Source organism: Enteractinococcus coprophilus (assembly GCF_006716305.1).
GTDB classification, from domain to species: domain Bacteria; phylum Actinomycetota; class Actinomycetes; order Actinomycetales; family Micrococcaceae; genus Yaniella; species Yaniella coprophila.
In genome coordinates this window covers 21,405-44,633 of sequence record NZ_VFOU01000005.1, presented here as the reverse complement: position 1 = coordinate 44,633, position 23,229 = coordinate 21,405, and the positions used below count along the sequence as shown (strand labels likewise).

Annotated in this window: 26 protein-coding genes and 1 tRNA gene; 13 read left to right on the top strand and 14 right to left on the bottom strand. The window is 54.2% G+C overall.

What is annotated here, in order from left to right:
- Window positions 1–17 precede the first annotated feature (17 nt).
- Both FB556_RS13145 and moaC read right to left on the bottom strand, forming a co-directional pair.
- Complete coding sequence (locus FB556_RS13145; RefSeq protein ID WP_141868488.1) at window positions 18–1,820, bottom strand: molybdopterin-binding protein; 1,803 nt, start codon at window positions 1,818–1,820, stop codon at window positions 18–20.
- The gene (moaC, locus tag FB556_RS13140; protein ID WP_141868486.1) at window positions 1,817–2,314 is read right to left on the bottom strand and encodes a cyclic pyranopterin monophosphate synthase MoaC; all 498 of its coding nucleotides are present in this window, start codon (window positions 2,312–2,314) and stop codon (window positions 1,817–1,819) included. The genes FB556_RS13145 and moaC overlap by 4 nt, the downstream gene beginning before the upstream one ends.
- Window positions 2,315–2,429: 115 nt before the next feature.
- Between moaC and moaA the strand changes: the two genes are divergently transcribed.
- Window positions 2,430–3,452 (top strand): GTP 3',8-cyclase MoaA, encoded by a 1,023-nt coding sequence (gene moaA / locus FB556_RS13135; protein ID WP_141868484.1) that lies wholly within the window; start codon window positions 2,430–2,432, stop codon window positions 3,450–3,452.
- An 81-nt stretch (window positions 3,453–3,533) separates the two neighbouring features.
- Here moaA and FB556_RS13130 read toward each other — a convergent pair whose 3' ends face one another.
- The 5 genes from FB556_RS13130 to FB556_RS13110 form a co-directional block, all read right to left on the bottom strand.
- Window positions 3,534–4,061: a histidine phosphatase family protein gene (locus tag FB556_RS13130; protein WP_141868482.1), complete on the bottom strand. Its 528-nt coding sequence runs from the start codon at window positions 4,059–4,061 to the stop codon at window positions 3,534–3,536.
- Between the two features lie 252 nt (window positions 4,062–4,313).
- Window positions 4,314–4,700 (bottom strand): 50S ribosomal protein L7/L12, encoded by a 387-nt coding sequence (gene rplL, locus FB556_RS13125; protein WP_043058759.1) that lies wholly within the window; start codon window positions 4,698–4,700, stop codon window positions 4,314–4,316.
- Window positions 4,701–4,763: 63 nt separating this feature from the next.
- Window positions 4,764–5,285: a 50S ribosomal protein L10 gene (gene rplJ / locus FB556_RS13120; RefSeq protein ID WP_141868480.1), complete on the bottom strand. Its 522-nt coding sequence runs from the start codon at window positions 5,283–5,285 to the stop codon at window positions 4,764–4,766.
- A gap of 291 nt (window positions 5,286–5,576) precedes the next feature.
- The gene (locus tag FB556_RS13115; RefSeq protein WP_141868478.1) at window positions 5,577–6,248 is read right to left on the bottom strand and encodes a response regulator transcription factor; all 672 of its coding nucleotides are present in this window, start codon (window positions 6,246–6,248) and stop codon (window positions 5,577–5,579) included.
- A 32-nt stretch (window positions 6,249–6,280) separates the two neighbouring features.
- Window positions 6,281–7,516 (bottom strand): sensor histidine kinase, encoded by a 1,236-nt coding sequence (locus FB556_RS13110; protein ID WP_141868476.1) that lies wholly within the window; start codon window positions 7,514–7,516, stop codon window positions 6,281–6,283.
- A 166-nt stretch (window positions 7,517–7,682) separates the two neighbouring features.
- On the opposite strand from FB556_RS13110, the gene FB556_RS13105 reads away from it, so the two are divergent.
- A complete protein-coding gene (locus FB556_RS13105) occupies window positions 7,683–8,525 on the top strand; it encodes an ABC-2 family transporter permease (RefSeq protein ID WP_141868474.1) in 843 nt (280 codons plus the stop codon).
- A 132-nt stretch (window positions 8,526–8,657) separates the two neighbouring features.
- Here FB556_RS13105 and rplA read toward each other — a convergent pair whose 3' ends face one another.
- The 5 genes from rplA to FB556_RS13080 form a co-directional block, all read right to left on the bottom strand.
- Entirely contained in the window at window positions 8,658–9,365 is a 708-nt protein-coding gene (rplA, locus tag FB556_RS13100) for a 50S ribosomal protein L1 (RefSeq protein ID WP_141868472.1), read from the bottom strand.
- Between the two features lie 77 nt (window positions 9,366–9,442).
- Window positions 9,443–9,874: a 50S ribosomal protein L11 gene (gene rplK, locus FB556_RS13095; RefSeq protein WP_141868514.1), complete on the bottom strand. Its 432-nt coding sequence runs from the start codon at window positions 9,872–9,874 to the stop codon at window positions 9,443–9,445.
- Window positions 9,875–10,010: 136 nt separating this feature from the next.
- On the bottom strand, window positions 10,011–10,856 hold the full coding sequence (nusG, locus tag FB556_RS13090; protein WP_379984673.1) for a transcription termination/antitermination protein NusG: 846 nt from the start codon (window positions 10,854–10,856) through the stop codon (window positions 10,011–10,013).
- A gap of 267 nt (window positions 10,857–11,123) precedes the next feature.
- A complete protein-coding gene (gene secE, locus FB556_RS13085; protein ID WP_246057521.1) occupies window positions 11,124–11,309 on the bottom strand; it encodes a preprotein translocase subunit SecE in 186 nt (61 codons plus the stop codon).
- 116 nt (window positions 11,310–11,425) lie between these two features.
- A tRNA-Trp gene (locus FB556_RS13080) sits at window positions 11,426–11,498 on the bottom strand.
- 223 nt (window positions 11,499–11,721) lie between these two features.
- On the opposite strand from FB556_RS13080, the gene FB556_RS13075 reads away from it, so the two are divergent.
- The 10 genes from FB556_RS13075 (at window position 11,722) to FB556_RS13030 (ending at window position 19,806) form a co-directional block, all read left to right on the top strand.
- Window positions 11,722–12,927 carry a pyridoxal phosphate-dependent aminotransferase gene (locus FB556_RS13075; protein ID WP_141868468.1) on the top strand — a complete coding sequence of 402 codons (1,206 nt, stop codon included), beginning with the start codon at window positions 11,722–11,724 and terminating at the stop codon, window positions 12,925–12,927.
- A gap of 67 nt (window positions 12,928–12,994) precedes the next feature.
- A complete protein-coding gene (locus tag FB556_RS13070; RefSeq protein ID WP_141868465.1) occupies window positions 12,995–13,402 on the top strand; it encodes a TOBE domain-containing protein in 408 nt (135 codons plus the stop codon).
- A gap of 26 nt (window positions 13,403–13,428) precedes the next feature.
- A complete protein-coding gene (modA, locus tag FB556_RS13065; protein WP_170200480.1) occupies window positions 13,429–14,199 on the top strand; it encodes a molybdate ABC transporter substrate-binding protein in 771 nt (256 codons plus the stop codon).
- Window positions 14,200–14,217: 18 nt separating this feature from the next.
- Window positions 14,218–15,045 (top strand): ABC transporter permease, encoded by an 828-nt coding sequence (locus FB556_RS13060; protein ID WP_141868460.1) that lies wholly within the window; start codon window positions 14,218–14,220, stop codon window positions 15,043–15,045.
- A gap of 25 nt (window positions 15,046–15,070) precedes the next feature.
- Window positions 15,071–15,727: an ABC transporter ATP-binding protein gene (locus tag FB556_RS13055; protein ID WP_246057515.1), complete on the top strand. Its 657-nt coding sequence runs from the start codon at window positions 15,071–15,073 to the stop codon at window positions 15,725–15,727.
- 125 nt (window positions 15,728–15,852) lie between these two features.
- The gene (panD, locus tag FB556_RS13050; protein ID WP_141868456.1) at window positions 15,853–16,287 is read left to right on the top strand and encodes an aspartate 1-decarboxylase; all 435 of its coding nucleotides are present in this window, start codon (window positions 15,853–15,855) and stop codon (window positions 16,285–16,287) included.
- Between the two features lie 330 nt (window positions 16,288–16,617).
- Window positions 16,618–17,505, top strand: a complete 888-nt coding sequence (locus FB556_RS13045; RefSeq protein ID WP_141868454.1) for a transporter substrate-binding domain-containing protein — start codon at window positions 16,618–16,620, stop codon at window positions 17,503–17,505.
- A 48-nt stretch (window positions 17,506–17,553) separates the two neighbouring features.
- Window positions 17,554–18,306 (top strand): amino acid ABC transporter permease, encoded by a 753-nt coding sequence (locus tag FB556_RS13040; protein WP_141868452.1) that lies wholly within the window; start codon window positions 17,554–17,556, stop codon window positions 18,304–18,306.
- Entirely contained in the window at window positions 18,303–19,022 is a 720-nt protein-coding gene (gene ehuD / locus FB556_RS13035) for an ectoine/hydroxyectoine ABC transporter permease subunit EhuD (protein WP_379984509.1), read from the top strand. Before FB556_RS13040 ends, ehuD begins: the two co-directional genes overlap by 4 nt.
- A complete protein-coding gene (locus FB556_RS13030; RefSeq protein ID WP_379984511.1) occupies window positions 19,006–19,806 on the top strand; it encodes an amino acid ABC transporter ATP-binding protein in 801 nt (266 codons plus the stop codon). Before ehuD ends, FB556_RS13030 begins: the two co-directional genes overlap by 17 nt.
- Before the next feature lie 27 nt (window positions 19,807–19,833).
- Here the strand turns inward: FB556_RS13030 and FB556_RS13025 are convergent, their stop codons facing one another.
- Complete coding sequence (locus FB556_RS13025) at window positions 19,834–21,006, bottom strand: YkvI family membrane protein (protein WP_141868450.1); 1,173 nt, start codon at window positions 21,004–21,006, stop codon at window positions 19,834–19,836.
- Between the two features lie 270 nt (window positions 21,007–21,276).
- Between FB556_RS13025 and FB556_RS13020 the strand changes: the two genes are divergently transcribed.
- A complete protein-coding gene (locus FB556_RS13020) occupies window positions 21,277–22,035 on the top strand; it encodes a hypothetical protein (RefSeq protein ID WP_141868448.1) in 759 nt (252 codons plus the stop codon).
- On the opposite strand, the gene ygfZ is transcribed toward FB556_RS13020, so the two are convergent.
- On the bottom strand, window positions 22,032–23,228 hold the full coding sequence (gene ygfZ / locus FB556_RS13015; protein ID WP_141868446.1) for a CAF17-like 4Fe-4S cluster assembly/insertion protein YgfZ: 1,197 nt from the start codon (window positions 23,226–23,228) through the stop codon (window positions 22,032–22,034). The genes FB556_RS13020 and ygfZ overlap by 4 nt on opposite strands.
- Window position 23,229 lies beyond the last annotated feature (1 nt).

The following is a 23,229-nucleotide window of genomic DNA, read 5'->3' as shown; positions in this document are numbered from 1 at the left end:
ACTAGTGGTGCATTTGACTAGCGTTGATGGTCCTCACCACGGATTTGATCCACGATGTGATCGATCATCTCGTCTAATACAGTCATGCCATCCCTAACTCCACCTAATGAGCCGGGCAGGGTCGCCACGAAGGTGTTACCCACGACGCCGGCGATGCCTCGAGAGAGTGCGGCATTGGGGGTGTGTTTCAGGCCTTCGAGAAGAATTGCCGTCATAACATGAGGCAATTGAACATCTAGGATCTCGCCAATGACATCTACGGTCTGATCGGTGGGAGAAATCCCTGTGCCACCGCTCGTGATGAGTACATCAGGCAATGCTTCTTGGTCATCGGATACGAGCTGCGCGATCGTATCGGCCAGGTCATGGTCAGCAACGACTACTGCATTAGGTGTGACATAACCTTTAGAACGCAACCAGCTGACAATTTGGGGACCGGCTTCGTCTTCATAAGTTCCAGCAGCGGCGCGAGTGGAAGCAATGATGACTTGAGCGGTTTTTCCTTGTCCCCCGTGAGTGTCACGGCCTTCAGATACGGATTGAGACTGCATACGTGGCAATGGTTTGACAGCAACATCGAATGTTGCATCGGCAAATAGATGTGCGGTTACGGTTTGCCCCGGCTTGAAGCGGGATAGTGGTGGAACTTCTAACAGTGCGTTTGAGCCCACTGCTTGAGCAAGTAAATGCGAGCTCGCTTCACCTTGTAGTTGCGCCACGAGATCTGCGCCTTGCAGTCCGATCATAGCCCGGCGATATTGGGTCTTACCGCGGATACCGGTCACGGTGCTGTTGACCTTGGTTTGCACCGCTACTGGGGCCCAACCCGATCTAAAGGCTTTCCATAGTGCGGGAACAATTACCATGCGCAATGAGACCAGGGTTGAGATGGGATTACCAGGTAGGGCAAGAATTGGTGTTCTACCGTAGACCCCGTATCCCTGTGGGCCGCCGGGTTGTTGCTGAATTTTGCCGACCCAAGATACTTCTAAGCGTTCCAGCAGCTGACGCACTACTTCATACTTACCTTCGGAGATACCTCCAGAGGTGAGGATGATATCTGGGGCATGGTCACGAATCAGACGATCGATTTCTGATTGAAAGTCGCGCAGTTCATCAGTTGTAGAACCGGTGGCGATAATATCCATGCCATGCGTCTGTGCAAAGCCGCGCATCAACGGAGTATTTGCATCAAAGATCTGTGCCTCTCTGGGGGCTCTGCCAGCAACTACCTCGTCACCGCCGGCGATGACTGCAATCTTTGGACGTGCCTTGACGGTCAATTCTGCGATTCCTTGAGAAGCCGCAGCGGCAATCAGGGCAGCATCCACTACCGTACTTTCGCGCGCCAACACTGTTCCAGCAGGCAAATCACTACCGGTTTTTCGAATGAAGGTACCAACCTCGACCGAGGGAAGGTGTACGTATTCACCGGTGGCAACAAAATGGGGCGGATCAGTTTGTTCTACCGGAATGATTGCAACTACATCTTCGGGGATTTTTGCTCCGGTCATAATCGGCACAGCTGTGTCGTGGCCATAACCGTTGACGCCGTAGTGATAAATATCTGCCGGGTCGGTACCGGCTGGGACATCAGGTCCAACCCGAAACCTGCCACCTGCTACGTTGGCGTACCCAATGCCATAGCCATCCATCTGAGAATTGTCGAAGCGGGGTGATGGGTGTTTTGTTACCAAATCAGCGGCCAGCCGCCAGCCCATAGCTTCCGTTAGTGGTAAAGGAAGGGCCGGCAGCTCCCCTACCGTGTCCAGCAACAACCGAGCCAGGGTATCAGCATAGGTTTCCGTTGACATCGTCATGAGTCATCCTCCGGTCCGGGGATGGCCCAGTCACCGGATTTTCCACCGGTTTTCTCTAAGACTTTGATATCGGTGATAACGGCCTGAGCGTCCACGGCCTTGATCATGTCATAGATCGTCAAAGCTGCCGTCGATGCGGCCGTCAGTGCTTCCATCTCCACCCCGGTGACACCTTGAGTCTTCACCAAAGTAATAACTCGTAGGGTGCCGGTTTCAACGTCAGATTCGAAATCGACGGTGATCTTTCCTAACGGTATGGGATGGCACAGCGGAATAGTCTCCCAGGTTTTCTTGGCAGCCATAATGCCTGCAACGCGGGCCACAGGCAGTGCGTCACCTTTGGGCAGATCGGCGTCCATGATTAAGTCGATAACATCGCTTCTTGTGTGCACTACAGCTTGGGCTCGAGATGACCGAGCCGTGCTGGCCTTACCGGTAACGTCTACCATGTGGGCCGACCCATCGGAACGAACGTGGCTGAGCTGGTGGTCCATGACTACCTTTCATCGACTATTGACAGGGTCTAGACTAACTATAAGATGAAACACCCATCCCCCGCCCCAACAACCTAAACAACGCTTTGGCTGTTGTGATGGTAAGGAGCACTCCTTGACTGGTTTGATAGACCAATTTGGTCGTACCGCCACTGATCTTCGCATGTCGCTCATTGATAAATGCAATTTACGGTGTCGATATTGCATGCCTGCTGAAGGCCTGGACTGGCTTAAGAAAAATGACATGCTCACTGCAGATGAAGTCATTCGATTGGCTGATATCGCGATAACCCATCTTGGTATTGAAGGGATCCGCTTTACCGGCGGCGAACCCCTGGTGAGAGCCGATTTGGTCGACATCATTCGTGCTGTGCATAGTGCACACCCACAGATTGAGCTAGCCATGACCACCAACGGCATCAATCTTGAGAAAAAAATCGATGACCTGGTAGCGGCTGGACTATCGCGGATTAATGTTTCTTTAGACACTGTCTGTCCTGAGACTTTCGCTAAAATTACCCGTCGCGACCGACTCACCAAAGTACTTGAGGGATTGCATTCTGCTAAGGCAGCTGGATTAGACCCCATTAAAATCAACGCTGTCTTATTGCGTGGCCTCAATGACGATCAAGCCGCTGAGCTTCTCACCTGGACTCTCGAACACGGATACCAGTTACGCTTTATCGAACAGATGCCACTGGATGCTGACCACAACTGGACCCGCGACAACATGGTGACAGCCGCCGAAATCCGAGAACAGATCTCGCAGGTATATACCTTAACTCCACATGAGGTACCACGCGGTTCCGCCCCAGCAGAACTCTTCGACGTGAAATCCCAACACACCGGTAAAGTTTTAGGAACGGTAGGCATCATTGCCTCGGTGACAGAACCATTCTGCGCAGCGTGCACCCGCACGCGAATCACCGCTGATGCAAAAGTCCGCTCCTGTTTGTTTTCGCATACTGAAACAGATCTCATGGAAGTTTTGCGTGACGGCTCTTCTGATGAGGTGATCGCCGATGCCTGGCGAGAAGCGATGTGGCATAAACCGAAAGCCCACGGTCAGACCACGACTGGGCTCGGGATGCCTGGTTTCGTGCAACCGGAACGCACGATGAGCGCTATCGGAGGCTAGCCACGGTTCGTGGACGTCGCAGACGTTGATGTGAGACGCGCGGCCAGGCTCATACGGGACGCTCGCTGAGGAATACAGAAATTACAAGCTGAGAAAATATTCAGCAGGATACTCGAGAACATCCCCGTTGGGCAGAAGCGGCTGTTCTTCTCCCAGTACGGCGGATAGACCCAGTTGAAACAAATTGCCGTGGCCTACCAAGATGACATTGTGCGCACGGTGACGCTGGGCTATATAGCGGAAGGCGTCGAGCGCCCGAGCCCTCACAGCTTCACAAGATTCTTTTGCGCACATCAATTGGTTTCGCGTTTCTTCGTCGAAGTCCCCCAAGTGGATTCCTTCCGCTGGGCCAAAGTCACGTTCGATGAGATTATCGACTGTGTGGACCCGACCGATATCCAGGATTTCTGCAATACGCTGCGCGGATTGAACCGAGCGTACAAGGGACGACGAATAGATCGCCTGCCACTGCCCCGACCGTTGCAGCCTTTGCGCTGCTTTGGTCGATTCGAAGTACCCTTCGGCACTCAACGGGTTGTCTGTTCGTCCTTGCAATAGTCGTTTTCGGCTCCACTGTGTATGTCCATGTCGGACAAAGGCCCACTTCATTGTCAATCCTCGTTTGCTGAACAGCGGTCTGTCGGATCTTCGCGGCCGATACTACCGGTCAGAAGGGGCACGGAATCTCCGTGGTAAATAATCGGCGACCTCTAGGTAACACGCAATCGAAGTCGAATTGACTGCAGGACGAACACGCACCTGTTAAGGGGTTTCAGTTTTAAACACGTCACCCCGCTGCAGATGCAGCGGGGTGACGTTAGAACGAGATCAGAACTGGTGCTGATCGTCCGTTACTGAAGTTTACTTCAGGGTTACGGTAGCGCCAGCGCCTTCGAGAGCTTCCTTGGCAGCATCTGCAGCAGCTTTGTCGACGCCTTCGAGGACGGCCTTTGGAGCAGCGTCAACGAGGTCTTTAGCGTCTTTCAGACCCAGCGAGGTCAGAGCGCGTACTTCCTTGATAACACCGATCTTGGCGTCACCGGCAGATTCGAGGACAACATCGAATTCGGTCTGTTCTTCAGCAGCACCGGCATCGTCGCCGCCGCCAGCTGGAGCAGCAGCCATTGCGACTGGGGCAGCAGCGGTTACATCGAATTCTTCTTCAAATGCTTTGATGAATTCGGATAGCTCTAGCAGGGACAGCTCTTTGAAAGCATCCAACAGTTCTTCGGTGGACAGTTTTGCCATGAGATTGGCTCCTTTGTACTAAAAGTCTTGTGTTGAGTAGGGCGGCACACTCGGTGCCAGAGATTAGGCAGCTTGTTCTTGTTTTTCTCGCAGTGCTTCTGCAAGACGAACAGCTTTTTCGATTGGAGCCTGGAATGTCGCGGCAGCCTTGGACAGGGAGCCCTTCATTGCACCAGCCATCATCGACAGCAGAACCTCGCGAGATTCGAGATCTGCCAGCTGTCTAACATCGGATTCTTCAAGAGGCTGGCCATCCATGTAGCCGCCCCTGATGACCAACTTATCGTGGTCTTTGGCGAAATCACGAATGACTTTTGCAACGTCGACGGTTTCACCCGAGACGAATGCAATTGCGGTAGGACCGGTGAGTTTGCCTTCTAGGGCAGTTACTCCGGCCTGTTCTGCCGCAATGGCAGTCAGCGTGTTCTTCGCCACGGCGTAAGTAGCGTTCTCACCCAGGGCACGGCGTAGAGCTGTGATCTCCTGCACGGTGAGACCACGGTATTCTGTGACGACTGCGGCAGATGAGTTGCGGAATAGGTCCGTCAGCTCTTCCACGGCTGCAGTTTTTTCAGCATTCGCCATGGCACTCCTTCCTTTGTGGATATGCCGGCCGCTCAAACACAAAAAACGCCCCGTGCAGGTGCACAGGGCGCAAAGATTCTAAAACTGCTCTAAGACGCAGTCGGTCTATGCTGTCATGTTCACCTGCGCGGGCCGCTCATGGATTGAGCTTTTATAGTCTCACCTATTTAACACATGTGAACACGACCGGCGGTCTTCGGTATGGAACACTTTACACAGTGGCATTCTGAATGTGCAAATCGGCCAAACTGATGATTCCTCAACGCGATCGTGAACATTTTCTGCGCCAGATCAGTCAGTCTCATCCATATCTAATCGAGCTTGCCCGACGAGATAAGCTAATTGGGCGCCGTTGTCAGCACCGGTCTTCTGCATTGCCCTGGTGACTGTGGATTTTACTGTGTCGGGCGCGATATTGAGCTCGACCGCAATGTGTTTGTAAGCCTTCCCGTGCCCGATGAGATGAGCTACCTGTAATTCACGCTCTGAAAGCGACGCGATACGATCTCGCGCCTGGACTATTTCAGGTGCCGTCGTGGGTTTGAGGAAGCTTCGAATCAATCGGCTAGTGGTCTGCGGAGAGACAATGGGATCACCAGCGGCTGCCGCCTGTATCGCTGAGTTCAACAGTGCTTCGGCATCGTTTTTCAAGATGAAGCCCACGGCGCCGGCTTCGAGCGCTCCCCGAGTATAAGACTCCAAGTCGAAACTTGTTACCGCGATGACTTTGGGTGGATCGAATAAATTACGGATCCGCCGAATAGCTTCCACCCCGTCGAACTCGCCTGGCAGGTACAGGTCCATAATGACGACGTCGGGTCGGATATCCCGAATCTGTTGAAGTGCATCAATAGCGTTATTGGCCGTACCAGCAACGGTAAGTTCGGGGTCAGATTCGACGATCGCTACAAGACTCCGTAGGGTTAACGTCTCATCGTCCACGATCAACACCTGAATTGCCACACAGCAGAGCTTATCACCGCATACAGTGCAGGTTAGGGCGCGGTTTGCTCCTGTTGCCAGGGAAGTCGGATCGTGAGACGGAAATACTCTGGCAGGAGTTCGGCATGAGCGTTTCCACCAAGCAGCTCTGCCCGCTCTGTTATACCTAATATCCCTGTGCCACTCCCTGCGTCGAAAGTCGCTTGTGTATCGCGACGGTTCATGAATTCCATCCGCAGCTCCTCCCCTGGTTGCCCCTCGAATCGCAGTTGGACTGTTTGATCCGGGCTGTGGCGCATCACGTTGGTCAGAGCTTCTTGGGTTATGCGTAAAACTGCTCGCTGGAGTTCATCGGGTGCTGTGTCATAGCCGTTGAGCACGATGAGTGGATATACCACGAGTCCTTGGTCCGAGGCGTCATCAAACAGTCTCTTGAGGTCGTCGAAGCCATCCGGAGCCACGGATGGAACTGTCGACTCTTTCTCCCCATGATCGCGCAACGTGGTGACAAGATTTCGCAAGTCTCGTAGCGCTTGGTCTGAATACTGTCTCGTTGCTTGCAGCGCGGTAGCGAGTTCTGCGTCATCATGGCCAGTTAAGTGCCTCTGCATTTGTCCAGTCTGTAATGACAATGCCGTCAGACGTTGAGCCAGCGTGTCATGGACTTCGCGTGCCAGATACTCACGTTCAGTCTGCCGTGTCATTTGGGTAGAGATATTGTCGCGGTCGTGTTCGACCGCGACCACCGTTGCATCGGCTTGCTCGATGCGTCTGCGTTGCCGGGTCAGCAAGGAGGTAGCCAGCACGGTACCCAGTGTCAGAAAGCCAATGGTTAATACGGCAACAATCGAAGCCTCGACCGCAACATCACTACTCGGCATCCGCAGCAGCGCGAGGACATGCCACCCAATATTGATGAGGATCGCAAGTAAGCCGGTCCCGGCTACTATCCACTGCCACCGTCTTTCGGCTCGCACGATCCACACGGTCAGACCCACAGCCAGAACGAATGGATCACCTTGAATAACCACCGCATGAAATCCACCCGCGATGATCAAAACCAACGGAATCTTTCGATACCAGGGAATCAAAAGTAACAATATAGTGGCCAGCAAGAAACGGACGGCGCCCAGGTCAGAAATCTCCATCTGGGTTGCATCGACGAAGTTCTCTGGGGTCGTCATGATGGCCAACATGCTGACCAAAAACCCGGTCAGGATCATGCAGGAGATTGCCAACACCTGGGCCACCATCGGCCACCAGCGGTTTTTCCTCGTCGTTGTCGTCATGATGAGCCAGTTTAGCTACCTTGAGAGCGCTATCGTTCACACTTTTGGTCAATGGGCCTTACCCGATCGGGTATCACGATGTACCTGGTAGGCGGTACGCCGCCTTGTGCATTCTGTATAGCGTGAGCAGTGTTGATATTTCCTCGCACCCATTTGAAAGGTCACTATGACAACCGACACCGAATTCCGGCCAGTCCAATCTCAAGCACAACCCCCGAAACAGCGTAATGTCATCGGGCTTATCGCGCTGGTCACTGCGATTGTTGGGGCAGTCTTTGCGCTGATTCCAGGCGCGATGATCCTGGGGTGGATCCTACTGCCTATTGCTTTTATTTTGTCCATCGTCTCGCTTTTCATGAAGAACCAAAAGCGTGGACAAGGTATCGCGGCACTTATCATCTCAATTGTCGGCACGTTTATTGGCATGATCGTCTTCATCGGTGTCGTAGGTTCTGCTGTGGACGAGGCGTTCAATGAAGAAACACAGATTCAGTCGCCAATCGATGGAGCGGAAATGCAAGAACCCGAAGACATAGTCGTTGACGAAGACGCTGCAGAGTCTGCTGACGCTGACGCCGAGGATGGCACACGAGCGAATCCCTTGGCTATTGGTTCCACAATCAGTGACTCCGAGTGGGAGGTAACGATCAATAGTGTTGACCTTGATGCAACCGACGTCATTATGGCTGAGAACCCGTTCAATGAAGCACCGGCTGATGGAAATGTCTACATCATGGTCGAAGTGAGTGCGACCTACACAGGCACCGATCCCGAAGGCGAAACCCCATGGGTGACAGTGGAATATGTCTCAGCCGGTGGCAATTCGTTTGCCAGTCACGACTCGATGGTGGTTGCGCCCAATAGCTTCGATTCGCTCGAGACGTTGTACGAAGGGGCCTCTGCCACCGGCAACATCTCCCTCGAAGTACCTGAAGATGAAATCGCTGACGGCACGCTGAAGGTCTCGCCAGGCCTGTTTTCCGACGCAGTCTTCTTCACAGTCCAATAGCCTGTGGGAAAAAGATGGCTGCGTCCCAGTCCCTGGGGGTTCTGGGACGCAGCCGGTTAAAACGACAGCAGGCCAGGAAGATTGTTCCTGGCCTGCTTGCGTACGTACTACCCAAGGTTATTGGGCACGAAGTTAGTTTTCTTCGGCGAGTACGCGGGTGACGTTTGGATCGATCTGAATACCAGGACCGAAGGTAGTGGCTACAGTGGATTTGGTGATGTAGCGACCTTTGGCTGCGGATGGTTTCAGACGAATGATTTCGTCCAGTGCGGTTGCGAAATTCTCGGTCAGCTGTTCTTCGGTGAAGCTGGTGTTACCGATGATGAAGTGCAAGTTCGCGTGACGGTCGACGCGGAAGTCGATTTTACCGCCCTTGATGTCCTTGACTGCCTGGGCAACGTTCGGGGTAACCGTACCGGTGCGTGGGTTTGGCATGAGGTTACGTGGACCCAGGATTTTACCGAGGCGACCAACGAGACCCATCATGTCTGGGGATGCAACTGCTGCATCGAAATCAGTCCAGCCACCCTGGATACGTTCTACCAGGTCGTCGGAACCAACGTAATCGGCGCCGGCTTCTTCGGCTGCGGTGGCGTTCGCACCGGTTGCGAAGACAACCACACGAGCGGTTTTACCGGTGCCGTGTGGCAGGTTGGCGGTACCACGGACCATCTGGTCAGCTTTACGTGGGTCTACCGACAGGCGCATAGCGACTTCAACGGTGCTGTCGCGCTGGGATGGGTTGGTTTCTTTTACTAAAGCAAGTGCTTCAGCTGGCGCGTAGAGGCGATCTTCGATTTTCGCCGCGGCTGCTCTATATGCTTTGCTGCGCTTTGCCATCTGCTTGTTCTCCTTATGCAGTTGTGGTGTCAACGGACCGCGCTCGGCCCTACCACGGATTTTGAGAATGTTTGGGGTTAGCCTTCGACGGTGATACCCATGGAACGGGCAGTACCGGCGATGATCTTGGTTGCCGCATCGAGGTCGTTGGCGTTGAGGTCACGCATTTTTGTCTCGGCGATTTCTTGCGCCTGAGCAGTGGTGATCTTACCGACTTTGGCGGTGTGAGGGGTACCCGAGCCTTTTGCAACACCGGCAGCTTTTTTGATCAACTGGGATGCTGGTGGGGTCTTGGTAATAAAGGTGAATGAGCGGTCTTCGTAGACAGTAATTTCTACTGGAACGATGTTGCCGCGCATGGATTCGGTCTCAGCGTTGTAGGCCTTGACGAACTCCATCATGTTCACACCGTGTTGGCCAAGTGCTGGGCCAACTGGTGGAGCAGGTGAAGCTGCGCCTGCTTCGATCTGGAGTTTAATCAGACCGGCGACCTTTTTCTTTGGGGCCATTTTGGGGTCCTTTTCTACTTCGGAAAACGCCAACCACAGGAGCGTGGGTGACGGGGTGATCACCGTGGCGCGATGATCTGGACACTTCAAGCCCGAACAAAGCGTTTCGGGCTTGAAGTGAAGTCTGGATATCTAGTTATTCGGCCTTCGCAACTTCGTGGAAACCGAGGGTTACAGGTGTTTCGCGTTCGAAAATTGTCACGAGGACAACCAGTTGACGAGATTCAACTTTGACCTCAGAGATGGTCGCTGGCAGAGATTCGAATGGGCCTTCCTTGACGGTGACCGAGTCGCCAACCTCGAAGTCCACAGAAACCTGTGGGGCCACTTCTTCAGCTGCTTGACCAGTCATTGGTGCACCAGCTTTTTCAGCTTCTTTCGCAGCTTGTTGCATCAGCGATGGCGCCAGCATGTCATAAACTTCCTGCTGGGAAAGCGGGATCGGGTCATACGCGTTGCCAACGAATCCGGTAACTCCCGGGGTGTGGCGCACGGCGGCCCAAGCATCTTCGGTCATTTCCATGCGAACCAGCACATAGCCTGGCACGCGTACGCGGTTGATAACCTTGCGTACCGTGTTTTTAATTTCGACGACTTCTTCCATCGGGACTTCGATTTCGTAAATGTCGTCTTCGACTTCCAGAGTCTGGATTCGAGTTTCCAGGTTGGCTTTCACACGGCGTTCGTAACCGGAATAGGTGTGAACGACGTACCACTCACCCGGCGCGCGGCGCAGACGGGAACGCAGCTCTTCGGCGACTTGTTCGGGATCTTTTGCAACCGGGGCTTCCGGCGCATCTGTCTCTTGAGCTTCTGCTGCAAGGTCCTCAGCCGCTGCTTCCAGGGCTTCTTCGACTTCTGCAGGATCTTCTTCAGCTTCTTCGAGAGCTTCGTCTGCTTCCTCAAGGGCTGCTGCTGTTTCTTCGAGGGCTTCCTCTTCGACAATGTCTTGGGCTACCTCAGCTGGCTCACGGACTGCCACTTCGTCGGGTTCGCCGCTTGCATCAAAAGCTGACTCTTCGAGAGTATTTTCTACGTCGGCCGCTGCTTCAGCTGGTTCTTGTAGCTCGTCTGCGACGTCGTCGTTGACATCTTCGACCAGCTCGTTGGTCTCCTCAACGTCACTGGTGTCGATGTTTGGATCGAGTTCGTTCTCCGACACTAGGTATCCTGCTTTCTCAACGGTCAATCACGGGTGTTTACTGACATTTTCACAACGGGAAGCGCCCCGCGATATATGTGAAGTTTTTTAGAGGCCGTCAGAACTACCGAATACCCAGGATGCACCCATACCGAACAGCCAGTCGAGCAGGCTCACCAGTCCAATCACAATAATGACGAAGACCAAAACGACGCCGGTCATCTTGATGAGTTCTTGGCGGGTCGGGGTGACCACCTTGCGCATCTCATCAATGACTTGGCGCAGGAACATCATGATCCGAGCAAAGAACCCCCGCTTTTCAGCGGTTGGGGATGATGAAGTCTTGCTCACTGATCCTCGCTCATACTGATTGTGCTGATAGGTTCTTCGATTCCTTCGAACCTCATGCGCAGGGCAGACAGGACTCGAACCTGCAACCTACGGTTTTGGAGACCGTTGCGCTACCAATTGCGCCACTGCCCTAGGGTTGACCGCACACAAAAGCTGGTGTGCGACCTACACCAGAGTCCAATCATAGCTAATGCGAACCGAGACGACAAATCCAGGTGCATCCTTGGGCTTGCCGCCGACCACGAGAGCGTCAACAAATCGCATGCCAACACCGGTAGTGCAGTACGATTGCCCCATCGATTACTTCATGACTCGCACGTATCGCGAGCAATTCGTCGAAAGGCCTAGACCACCTATGGTTGAACCAGCACGCCGTGTTTCTGTCCGACTGCAAGCGATTCCTGAATCTGCCACGTTGGCAATCACTGCCAAAGCAAAACAGCTCAAAGCAGCTGGTGAACCAGTCATCGGTTTCGGCGCCGGAGAGCCGGATTTCCCAACTCCGGATTACATTGTCGAAGCCGCCAAAGAAGCCGTCGTGGATCCTGCCAACCACCGCTACACCCCGGCGGCAGGCCTTCCCGAATTGCGCCAGGCAATCGCCGACAAGACACTGCGCGACTCGGGCATCAAAATTGACGCTTCTCAGGTGATCGTCACCAACGGTGGCAAACAAGCTGTCTACAACGCTTTTGCTGCGATTGTCGATCCGGACGATGAGATTCTGTTGCCAGCGCCATACTGGACGACATACCCCGAAGCGATCAAGTTAGCCGGGGGCACTCCTGTTGATGTTTTTGCCGGCGCCGAAGCAGAGTACAAGGTCACAGTTGAGCAGCTTGAAGCGGCTCGAACCGAGAAGACGAAAGCCCTGGTGTTCGTATCGCCGTCGAACCCAACAGGTTCCGTGTACACGCCAGAAGAAACACAGGCCATCGGCCAGTGGGCGTTGGACAACGGCATCTGGGTCATCACCGATGAGATCTACGAACACCTGGTTTACGACGAAGCGATCTTCACACCAATTTTGAAAGCCGTCCCCGACCTTGCCAACCAGACGATCATCGTCAACGGCGTGGCAAAAACCTACGCCATGACCGGGTGGCGTGTGGGCTGGATGATCGCTCCAGCAGACGTCGTCAAGGCAGCCTCGACCCTGCAATCGCACGCAACCTCAAACGTCAACAACATCGCCCAGAAAGCTGCACTCGCTGCCGTTTCCGGACCATTGGATGCCGTCAAAGAAATGCTCAAAGCCTTCGACGAACGACGCAAGACCATGGTCAAAATGCTCAATGAGATCCAGGGCTTCCATTGTCCAACGCCGAAGGGCGCTTTCTATGCGTATGTGGACGTCACAAAAGCACTGGGGAAAGATATCGCCGGGCAGCACGTCGAGACCTCTGCAGAACTTGCAGAAGTCATTTTGGAAAAAGCCCAGGTCGCTGTCGTTCCGGGTGAAGCCTTCGGCAAAACCGGCTACATCCGTTTGTCATATGCGCTGGGCCTAGACGACCTCACCGAGGGTGTAGCTCGGATCCAAAAGCTCATCAACGGCTAACTTACAATCCGCACCTACGGGTTAGCGCCCTTTCTTCTTACGCAAATACGTCATAGACTCCAGTTCTATGACGTATTTGCGTATTTCAGAGGCTGCCGGCTATCTGGGCGTATCGGACGACTCTGTCCGTCGCTGGATTACGCAAGGAAAGCTCTCTGCCACCACCGATGAGACTGGCCGTCAAGTAGTCACCGGTGCTGAGGTCGCAACCTTGGCACAAGCAGCAGCGGAGGGCCGATCGCATGTGCCAGGCGAACTTGCCTCTTCTGCTCGCAATAAACTCAACGGCTTGGTGACAAAGATCCAATCCGACAAAATCATGTCACAAGTTGAATTGCAGTGTGGGCCATTTCGGGTCGTCTCGCTCATATCAACCGAAGCAGTCCAAGAACTCGGCCTTCAAGTTGGCTCCCCTGCGATCGCAACCGTCAAAGCAACCAATGTGGTCGTCGAAACCACCGGGCTGGCTCCATGAAACGAGCTCTCACCACACTCACCACAATGGCATCAGTCATCATACTGATGTTGACCGGTTGTAGTGCCAATTCCTCCACCCCAGAAGTTTCGGAATCGGACGCCACGGCTACAGGAGAAGAAGCCACCCTGAACGTCCTCGCCGCAGCCTCACTACAGAAATCACTTGAGGAAATCTCCGAAGAGTTCACAGCACAACATCCAGATGTCACCATCGATTTCAACTTCGCAGGCTCTGCGACGCTGGTCCATAACCTCGATTCCGGCTCCCCTGCTGATATTTTGGCTTCAGCCGATGAACTCAACATGGACAAAGCTGAGCAAGCTCACCTCATCGACGCTGACACTCGTACATTATTCGCGTCCAATACGTTGGTGGGCATCGTGCCCGTTGACAACCCAGCACAGGTTTCGAACCTACAAGAGGCTACTGCAAACGGCGTGAATCTTGTCATCTGTGCACCACAGGTTCCGTGTGGCGCACTATCGCAGAGACTTGCCGAAGCTGTCGGAGTTAATTTGCAGCCCGCCTCTGAAGAACAGCAGGTCGTAGATGTTTTAGGCAAAGTTCGCTCAGGTCAGGCTGACGCTGGTCTGGTGTATGCGACCGATGCTGGGCTGGCTCCCAATGAGGTCAGCACTTTCGAAATCGAAGGAGCCGACGAGGAATTGAACTACTACCCGATTGCTCGTACCGCGAACTCTGAACATCCTGACGTTGCCGAGACGTTCATCGAATTCGTTAAATCGGACACCGGTCGATCCATTCTTGAAGCGCATGGCTTCACGACCCCGTAAGGCCGCGTAATAACCCCTATGACTATCACGAAGCCAGTCAATAATGTTCGACCTCGTCCTACCCTGTCAGCTGGCATACCCAGTTCAGCAATCGTTGTGGCGGTTCTGGCTGGCGCATTTTTTGTTCTCCCCTTTATTGCGCTGCTGGCAGGGATCACTTGGTCTGATCTGCCTGAGCTGTTGACGAGCAGATCCGCTCTGGACGCATTGTGGTTATCTTTGCGTACCGCGAGCGCTGCTACTGCTATTTGCATAGTTTTCGGCGTCCCGCTTGCCTTGGTCTTGGCTCGCTCCAACTTTCCCGGTCGCACGTTGATGCGCTCGGTTGTACTCGTTCCACTTGTGATTCCACCGGTCGTCGCCGGTATTGTGCTCACGGAGGCTTTCGGTCGTCGCGGGCTCATTGGCGAGCAGCTGTCCGCGCTGGGCATTGACATTGCTTTCACTACCGCCGCGGTGGTGTTGGCCCAGACGTTTGTGTCACTGCCTTTTATGGTGACCACTCTGGAGTCGCATTTGGCATCGTCTGGCGAGCACTATGAACGTGTGGCCCTGTCTCTTGGTTCTTCGAAGTGGCGGACTTTTTGGACCGTTACCCTCCCGCTGCTCCGGCCAGGGTTAGTGTCAGGCGTCGTACTCACTTTTGCGCGAGCACTTGGCGAATTCGGTGCCACCATCACGTTTGCTGGTTCTCTGCAGGGCACCACACGCACCATGCCATTGGAGATTTATTTGGCACGCGAAGCAGATCCCGATGCAGCGGTTGCACTGTCACTGGTCCTGATCCTCATCGCTGTACTGGTCATCGCTGTTGCGTATTTCCGACCGAAGCATCCTCATCGTTAGGCGGTCGTAAATATTCATGACTTCAATGCAGCATTCAGGTCTCACAGTCGATATCACTGTGGCACAACGGAAGGTTAACGTCGCCTTCAGCGTGCCACACGGCGAGGTACTCGCACTGGTAGGGCCCAATGGTTCTGGCAAGACCACGACCCTTATGGCGCTCGCTGGGTGGCTCATGCCCGATGTCGGCAAAGCGAAACTGGACGGCACCGTACTGTTCGATTGCCCAGACCCTACCCGAAAACCCCACAAGTGGCTTCCCGCCCATCAACGCGGCATTGGATACCTCTCGCAAGACCATCATCTGTTCCCTCATCTATCAGCCGTCGACAATATTATGTACGGCATGGACCGGGCAGACATTACCGGACGTAGAGCCCGCCGAGCCAAGGCTGAAGAGTGGCTGGATCGCATCGGTCTTGCAGGTTATGGGAAACGCAAGCCACACCAGCTGTCTGGCGGTCAAGCTCAACGCGTAGCTATCGCCCGGGTGCTGGCCTCTGGCCCGCGACTCGTCCTACTCGATGAGCCGTTGGCGGCTCTTGATGTCAAAGCTGCACCCGCCATCCGCAACCTTTTAACGGAAGTGCTACGGGACCTCACCGTCATTTTAGTGACTCATCACCAGGATGATATCGTTGCCTTGGCCGACGAGGTGTATCACATCATCCCTCAGCGATAACCCCTAAGGTGAGGTGCCTTTGGGGAATAAAAGTGACCTGTTCGGCATTAATATTCACCGGGTAGACTTATACTTTGGCTACCGCGCCAGCAACCTATTTTCGATGACGCTGAGAGGCAGAACCTATGTTGCGTACCATGTTCCATGCCAAGATCCACCGTGCCACTGTAACCGAAGCCAACCTGCACTACGTTGGCTCGGTAACCGTGGATCAGGATCTGCTCGACGCCGCGGATATTCTCCCCGGCGAAATGGTGTCGATCGTGGATATCACCAACGGAGCCCGGCTAGAGACCTACACCATCGCTGGTGAACGCGGTTCCGGAGTCATTGGCATTAATGGCGCAGCAGCACATCTGATCAACCCAGGCGATCTTGTCATTCTGATCGCCTACGCGCAAATGGCTGACGCTGAAGCGCGCGCCTATATTCCAAAAGTTGTTCATGTCGATGAGAACAATCGCATCGTCAGCCTCGGAGCAGATCCAGCCGAAGCGTTACAAGAAGGCACGCAGCGACCTCCCTATGCCCGTGATTTCGACGCTGCGCGTATGAACTAACAGCTCTTTAGGCCCCCCACTCATCTGCCGCGTCAGCATGCGGGGCTAACTCGGCTGCTCAGCGCTGTGAGGCATCAATACGTCATCATGAAACCTGGGTAACGCTTCATGCCAAGTCACACCCGCCACATGTCTGGTGCATAAAGTTCCAAAATGTTATGAATTTTGGCTCTTGAGCTGTTGAGCCCTACGAATCATGCCCGTAAGGTAGGCCACACCCTGGATCTCCAGTGATACTCATCACAAAACGAGCAACGTGCACCAGGGATCGGCCGCTTACTGTCTCCGTGGCTGGCCCGGGAAACGGTGCACCTAAGGATGGTACCTCTCATGGTTCGCAGCACCTCACGAATGATGAAAACCGCGGCTGTTTCAGCCGCAGCACTACTGGCACTGACCGCATGTAACGGTGGCGGTGAAGAAGATACGGCTTCTGGCGAGGTCATCACCGTTGGCATTGCTGGTGAAGTTCCCTATTCTTATCTCGATGACAATGGCGAACCGGCTGGGGCCACTGTTGCGCTGGCCGAACGTATCTTCGGTGATATGGGCTACGAGGTCGAAGCGGAGCTCGTCGATTGGGACAACCTTATCCCCGGCCTCAACGCTGAACGATTCCATGCGATATCGGCAGGCATGTCGATCACTCCAGAACGATGCGCAGAAGCAGCCTTTGCAGAGCCCGAAATCATGTATACCACCGCCCTGGTAGTCGAAGAGGGCAATCCCCACGGCGTCGAAAATCTCGATGATGTCTTAGAAGCCCAAGAAAGCGGCGAAGATATTACCCTAGCGACGTTGACTGCCGGCATTGAAGCCGGGTACGCCACTGACTTGGGTCTAGATTACGAGGGTGTAGGCAGCGCCGATGAGGGCTTAGAAATGGTCCAAGGTGGACGCGCGGATGTCTTCGCTATGACTGCCATTTCTCTCAACCAAATGACAGAGAACGCAGACGGCGTGGAGGTCACGGACCCCTTCGTCCAAGAAATTGATGGTGTTTTGCAATATGGCGCCGGATCTACAGTATTCCGCAAGGACGATACTGAAACCCTGAATGAGTATAACGAGCACCTGGCCGAACTGAAATCTAACGGTGAATTAGGTGAGATCCTCGCTGAGCACGGCTTCACTGATGCAGAGGTGCCACCCGAAGACATGACAGCAGAAGCATTGTGCGCAGGTGACCTGGAAGCTTTGCAAGATATCGAGGAATAACTTCCGTCCCTACACCTTGAGGATCCCCGAAGGGACTGAAGAGTTCGCATGAATTACTTAGATGCCCTTGTCATGCATGGCCCTCGATTATGGGATGGTCTGCTACTCACACTCCAGCTCACCGTTGTCAGCGGACTTTTAGCGTTCGTCGTAGCGGTCGTTCTAGGACTCATGGCCGGTAGCACGAAGCTCCTGGTTCGTCTGCCTGCGCGTATTATCATCGAGTTCTTCCGTGGAACATCGCTGCTGGTACAGCTGATGTGGCTGTTCTACGTGCTGCCGCTCTTCGGTCCCAGTCTCGGGGCAATGTTAGTGGCTATATTCGCACTCACGTTGAACTATGGCGCCTATGGAGCCGAGGCGGTCCGGGCTTCCTTGACATCGGTGCCTCAGGGGCAATGGGAAGCCACCGCAGCTTTGTCGATGTCGTGGCCGCACAAAATGCGACGGATCATTTTTCCGCAAGCATGGGCCTTGATGCTACCATCACTGACGAACCTGTGGGTGCATCTACTCAAGGGCAGCTCTATTGTCTACATCATCGGTATGAGTGAGTTTACCTTTGAGTTACTGCAGCTCCGGCGCACTACTGACTGGTTGTTCGCGCTAGCAATTGTCGGGTTGGTGGTGTACTTCATCATCGCGCTGGTGTTGACCCAACTCATGCGTTTGTTCGAAGCACGCTCCAAATATAAGTTGGGTCGAGGACCAAGCCTCAAAGAGATCCTCTCACCGGTCCTCACAAATAAAATCTCACCCGCTGACGAACCCGCAGCGGTCGCCCCCGGCGGTGCCCGATGATCCGGCTGCCTGGACTCATGGGTGTCCTTAGTGGCACCGTAGACGCCCCCGATATCGATGACACCACGAGTTTCTGGCGGTGGGACTTTGCCTGGGAAGTCCTACCAGAAATGTTGCGTTCCTTCTTTCAAGTCACCCTAGTAGTGACGGTCGTGGGCACGCTCATCGCGGCTGTTTTGGGACTGATCATTGCGATTCTCATCCGCGTACTTCCCAAGCCGTTAGCCTGGCTTGTCACGTGGAGCGCAAATTTCATCCGCATGACCCCTATTGTCGTCCAACTGCTCGTGGTCTTCTATGGATTTGTCTGGATGGAGCCCATGGCCATCGCGTTATTGGTCTATGGGGTGCATTACTCCACCTACATGTCGGAGGTATACCGTGCTGGCATTGATGCTGTTCCCACCGGCCAGTGGGAAGCTACCACCGCACTCTCCCTCTCGGCCGTACGCACCTGGCAACGAGTGATCATCCCTCAGGCTTTGCGATCTACCGTGCCCTCACTGGGGAACTATGCAATCTCGATGTTCAAAGACACCCCATTTTTGATTGCGATTTCAGTAATGGAAATGGTCACCACCGCGTTAGAGATTGGCGGGTTCACCTACCGATATATCGAGACTATTACCATTGCCGGGGTCATCTTCTTGGTCGCTAGCTACGGCACTGCAGTCCTTGTCAACCGATTGGAGAGACGTCTTGCCTACGCCTACTGATGCCAAACCCGCCATGCCTGTTATTGAGTTTCGGGACGTGGAGAAACAATTCGATACCAAGACCGTGTTGAAGGAGCTAAATTTCACGATCGAGCGCGGCGAACGCGTCACGCTCATTGGACCATCAGGATCCGGCAAGACCACCATCCTGCGCTTAGTCATGACGCTTGAGGGACTCACCGACGGATATATCTACATTGACGGTGCACCACTCGTGTATGAACAGCGCGATGGCAAACGTGTCCCCGTCTCCAAGCGCCAGCAAAAGCTGCTCACCACTCGCATCGGTATGGTGTTTCAGCAGTTCAATCTGTTTCCCAATATGACTGTTCTTGAGAACATCATCGAAGCGCCGATTCACGTGCTGGGAATCAATAAACGCGATGCTATCGACCGAGCCCACCAACTCCTTGAAAAGGTGGGCCTGCCAGATAAAACAGACGCACACCCCACGGCGCTTTCTGGTGGTCAACAGCAGAGAGTGGCTATTGCCAGGGCGCTCGCCATGGACCCAGAGATTCTCTTACTCGATGAGGTGACCTCTGCTCTTGACCCCGAGGTCGTAGTGGATGTGCTCCAGGTTCTGCGGGACGTGGCTGCCACCACCGATGTCACGATGCTGATAGTCACCCACGAAATGAGTTTTGCCAGGGATGTCTCGCACCGGGTCATGATGCTCGATGGAGGCAAGATCATTGAAAGCGCAGATCCAGAAACAATCTTTACGAATCCTGCTAAGGAACGGACCAAAAAATTTCTCGCAGCGGTGCTGCGGGACGCCTAAGATCTGCGTCCCGCAACATGCTATGACCTAGCGTCGCAGCGCGTCCTGTTCCGCTGGACTCTGCTCTGTGCTCGTAGCGCGGCGACGATTGAGCAACTTCCAGATCGTCACGATCACCATGATCGCCAGCAGGATCGCACCGACATAGCCGTTGAGCACGTACACAATGTTGACCATCTGGTCAAAAGGTAACCAGAGACCAATGACGGTTCCCAGAACTGCAAGACCGATCGTGAGGTATTTATATTTCTTGGTGCCGTCTGGGAAGAAACGTGATGAAACGGTCCACAGAAGTGGAATCGCAGTGGTATAAATTCCCGCGAGAATCATCAGGGAGATCAGGGATGCGACAAAGGGTGCGATGTCGTTGGCGAGTACCAGCATCGGAATTTGCATGCCTGCAACGTGTTCAATATTCGCAAGCAAACCCAGTCCAACGATCATGCATGCCAGGGAAAAGACGACACCGCCGGTGAGTCCACCAGCACGAGCTTCGCGTTGAGTCGGAACAGTTTTTCCCAGTGCCGTCAGGAATGCAGCCAGCCACAGCATACAGAACCCTACGTAGCTCAGGGCTGCGGTAATCCAGTGGTTCGAAGCCTGTTGAATTTCAAGATCTGCCACCATGTCATGGCCGGCCAAGATCCCGGTGTCAGCGTTCATGATGCCTACAATGCCAAGGCCGACAGCGATGACAACGATCAGCGGACCGATTTTACCGATGACATCGACCAGAGAATTTAGACCGAACCATACGGTCAGCGCCACGAGAACGGTCAGGCCAATTCCCCCAACCCAAGCCGGTATGTTGTAGTGCTCATCGAAGACGGCGCCAGCACCGGCGACCATGACGGTAAAGGATAGGAAAACGAACAGGATCGAGAAATAGTCGAAGAACTTTCCGACATACTTGCCGGCGTAGTACTCAAAGATTTGTGAGGGCTTTTCAAATTGCTCCCGTTGCCCGACCGTGAGGAACTGGATTGAAACAAAGCTGATCAGTGCCAGCACCAGTACTCCAGTGCCAAAAACACCCCAAAAGCCATACGAGGCAAAGTACTGCATAATTTCTTGACCGGTTGCAAATCCTGAACCAATCAAAAATGCCATAATGGCACCGGCATAAGTCAGCACGCGCATTGTGCTGGATCGTTCTGTAGAAAACAGATGTGTTTTCTTTCGTCGGGTCGTGGTGTTCATCAGAAGGTGTGCTCCCTATCGTGGTTATCTGATATACCTCAGACGCTTTATGAGATATATCACTCGCAAGTACACTAAAGCATGTTGGATGTGATGATCAACACTGTGCAGTGACGTTACAACGATTTTTGGTCCTCAGTCGTACGCGCTGGGTGGAATGTCGAGGCGACTGGCAACGCTGTGACGCACGCTAATATCCGGTTATGCTGAGGTGATGATGCTCGCCTAGACGGTGAGAGAGCTACGTTGCCATGTGTACTGGAGGCACCCTTGTCGAATCATTATCTCCATTCGCCGGGGTTATCAAATGCTAATCAAAAGCTGGTGTTATCGGCGTGGGCGCGTTCTTTAGATATTGAAGCAAGCGCCCTGCACGACGCGAACGATGACGCCGGGATCCAGCGGTTTGAGATAGCAGCGGAGCATGAGTTAACCGACTGGGATCCGAATACGGCCACGTTTATTCAGCTCTTTAATATCTCGCTACTCTATGCGCCAGCATGGTTTCTTGATGCTGCCCGTAATATCGATGATGACATCCTCGCGTTGGAATCCACAATGCTGCAGTTGGGCTACGATGCGGGCGCGCGCTCCTTGGGCGAAGAGGTGCTCTACTATGCCGAAGACATCCCGTACTATGAGGATGCTCAATTAAACGTGACTTCACAGAGTCGGGATGTTCGTCGGCTGGAGGCCGCATGTCCGCCCGATGATATTACGGCGATGCCGCTGGACGCACTCGATCATTATTTTACGATCTCAGCATTTGGTGAGCATCCCGAACCGATCGCCGGCGCCGGCTACGATGTTTTTTCTGACACGGTCGGCCAATTGTCGGTGCTCGTAGCGTTGGTTCAGCGTGCCAAAGGCTATGGAACGTTTATGTTGGCCAGAGCTGCCGAGGAATGCATGTTTGATGGACTTATTCCCCAGTGGGTGACGTCGGTGGGCGACGATATTGGAGAACGAATGGCCAACGACGTCGGCTTTATCCTGTCTGGATACCGTACGAGTGTGACCTTCGACTAGCGACGCCGCAGGTCTTTGAGCCCCTGCACTCTGCCCACAACTTTTCCTGCTGACGGTGAAGTCAAGGTGACCTGTGAAGCGGCGGTGAAGTTTGGTGCGGTGTCATCGGCATCCTCTGGAGGATTTTCGCGGATGATCAATTGTGCTTCCGGGTCCGTGTTGCGCCGGATCATCGCCGTTCCGATAGCGCCCATCTCATGGTGCATGGCCACGGACCTCAGTGTGCCGATTGCTCGTGCAGAAGACATGGCTTCGGTGTCTTCGGTTTCGGGGCGCAGAATAATATCCGCACCGGCTTCGGGCAGCCCATGCACCGATCCGTCGATCAGTAGACCCACGAGACGACGGGGTGGGTGCCCGAGGTTATGCACGCGTGCCACGGTTTCTTGGCCCTTATAGCAGCCTTTATCGATGTGGACTGCGGTGCGCAGCCAATCGAGTTCGTGCGGAATGGACCGGTCATCAGTGTCGAGTAATTGGCGAGGGCGACCTGCAGCAATGCGCAGGGCTTCAGAGGCCATGGTGCCGGCGAGGCGGAACCCCTCGGGCAGGTTGGTGACCGTTTCTACGAGTTCCTCGGTCGGGATGATGTAGAGCCGCCAGGCGTAGTTTTCGTGTACAGCAGGATGGTCTGCCGGGTCCTGGGTATAGGCATAACCACCCGGAGCGATACCCGGCCACGGATCAATCCATACGGGACCCTCGAAGCCTGGAATCTCGTCGGTGGTGCCCAACAGTGCAAGCTCGCCGGTGCGATCGGTGACTTCAACACGCGATGCGAATTGCATGCGCGTCAACCAGTCCGCCAGGGTGGCGTTCATCGTGGGCTCGGTGAGTAAGTACGCGGTTTCGCCGTCGTCGTGGACTTTCGCTGCGATCTCAACACGACCGCGCAGATCCAAAAATAGTGCTTCGGCATTGATCGGGCTGACCATTCCTTGGAAATTCTGGGTGGTCAGGGTATGTAAGAGATTCAGGCGATCGGCCCCGGTCACGGTCACAACGCCATAGTGGGAAAGATCAACGACGGCTTGACCGTTAGCCAGCGCACGCTGTTCCTGGTGGGGTTGGCCATAGTGTCCGGCAACGTAGTGGTCGATCGAATCCGCTGCGACCGCACCGTGAATAGCATGTTCACCGGTCAGTAAGGGTGAAGTTGCGGGAGTGTATTCGATATGAGTTACGTCAAGCATG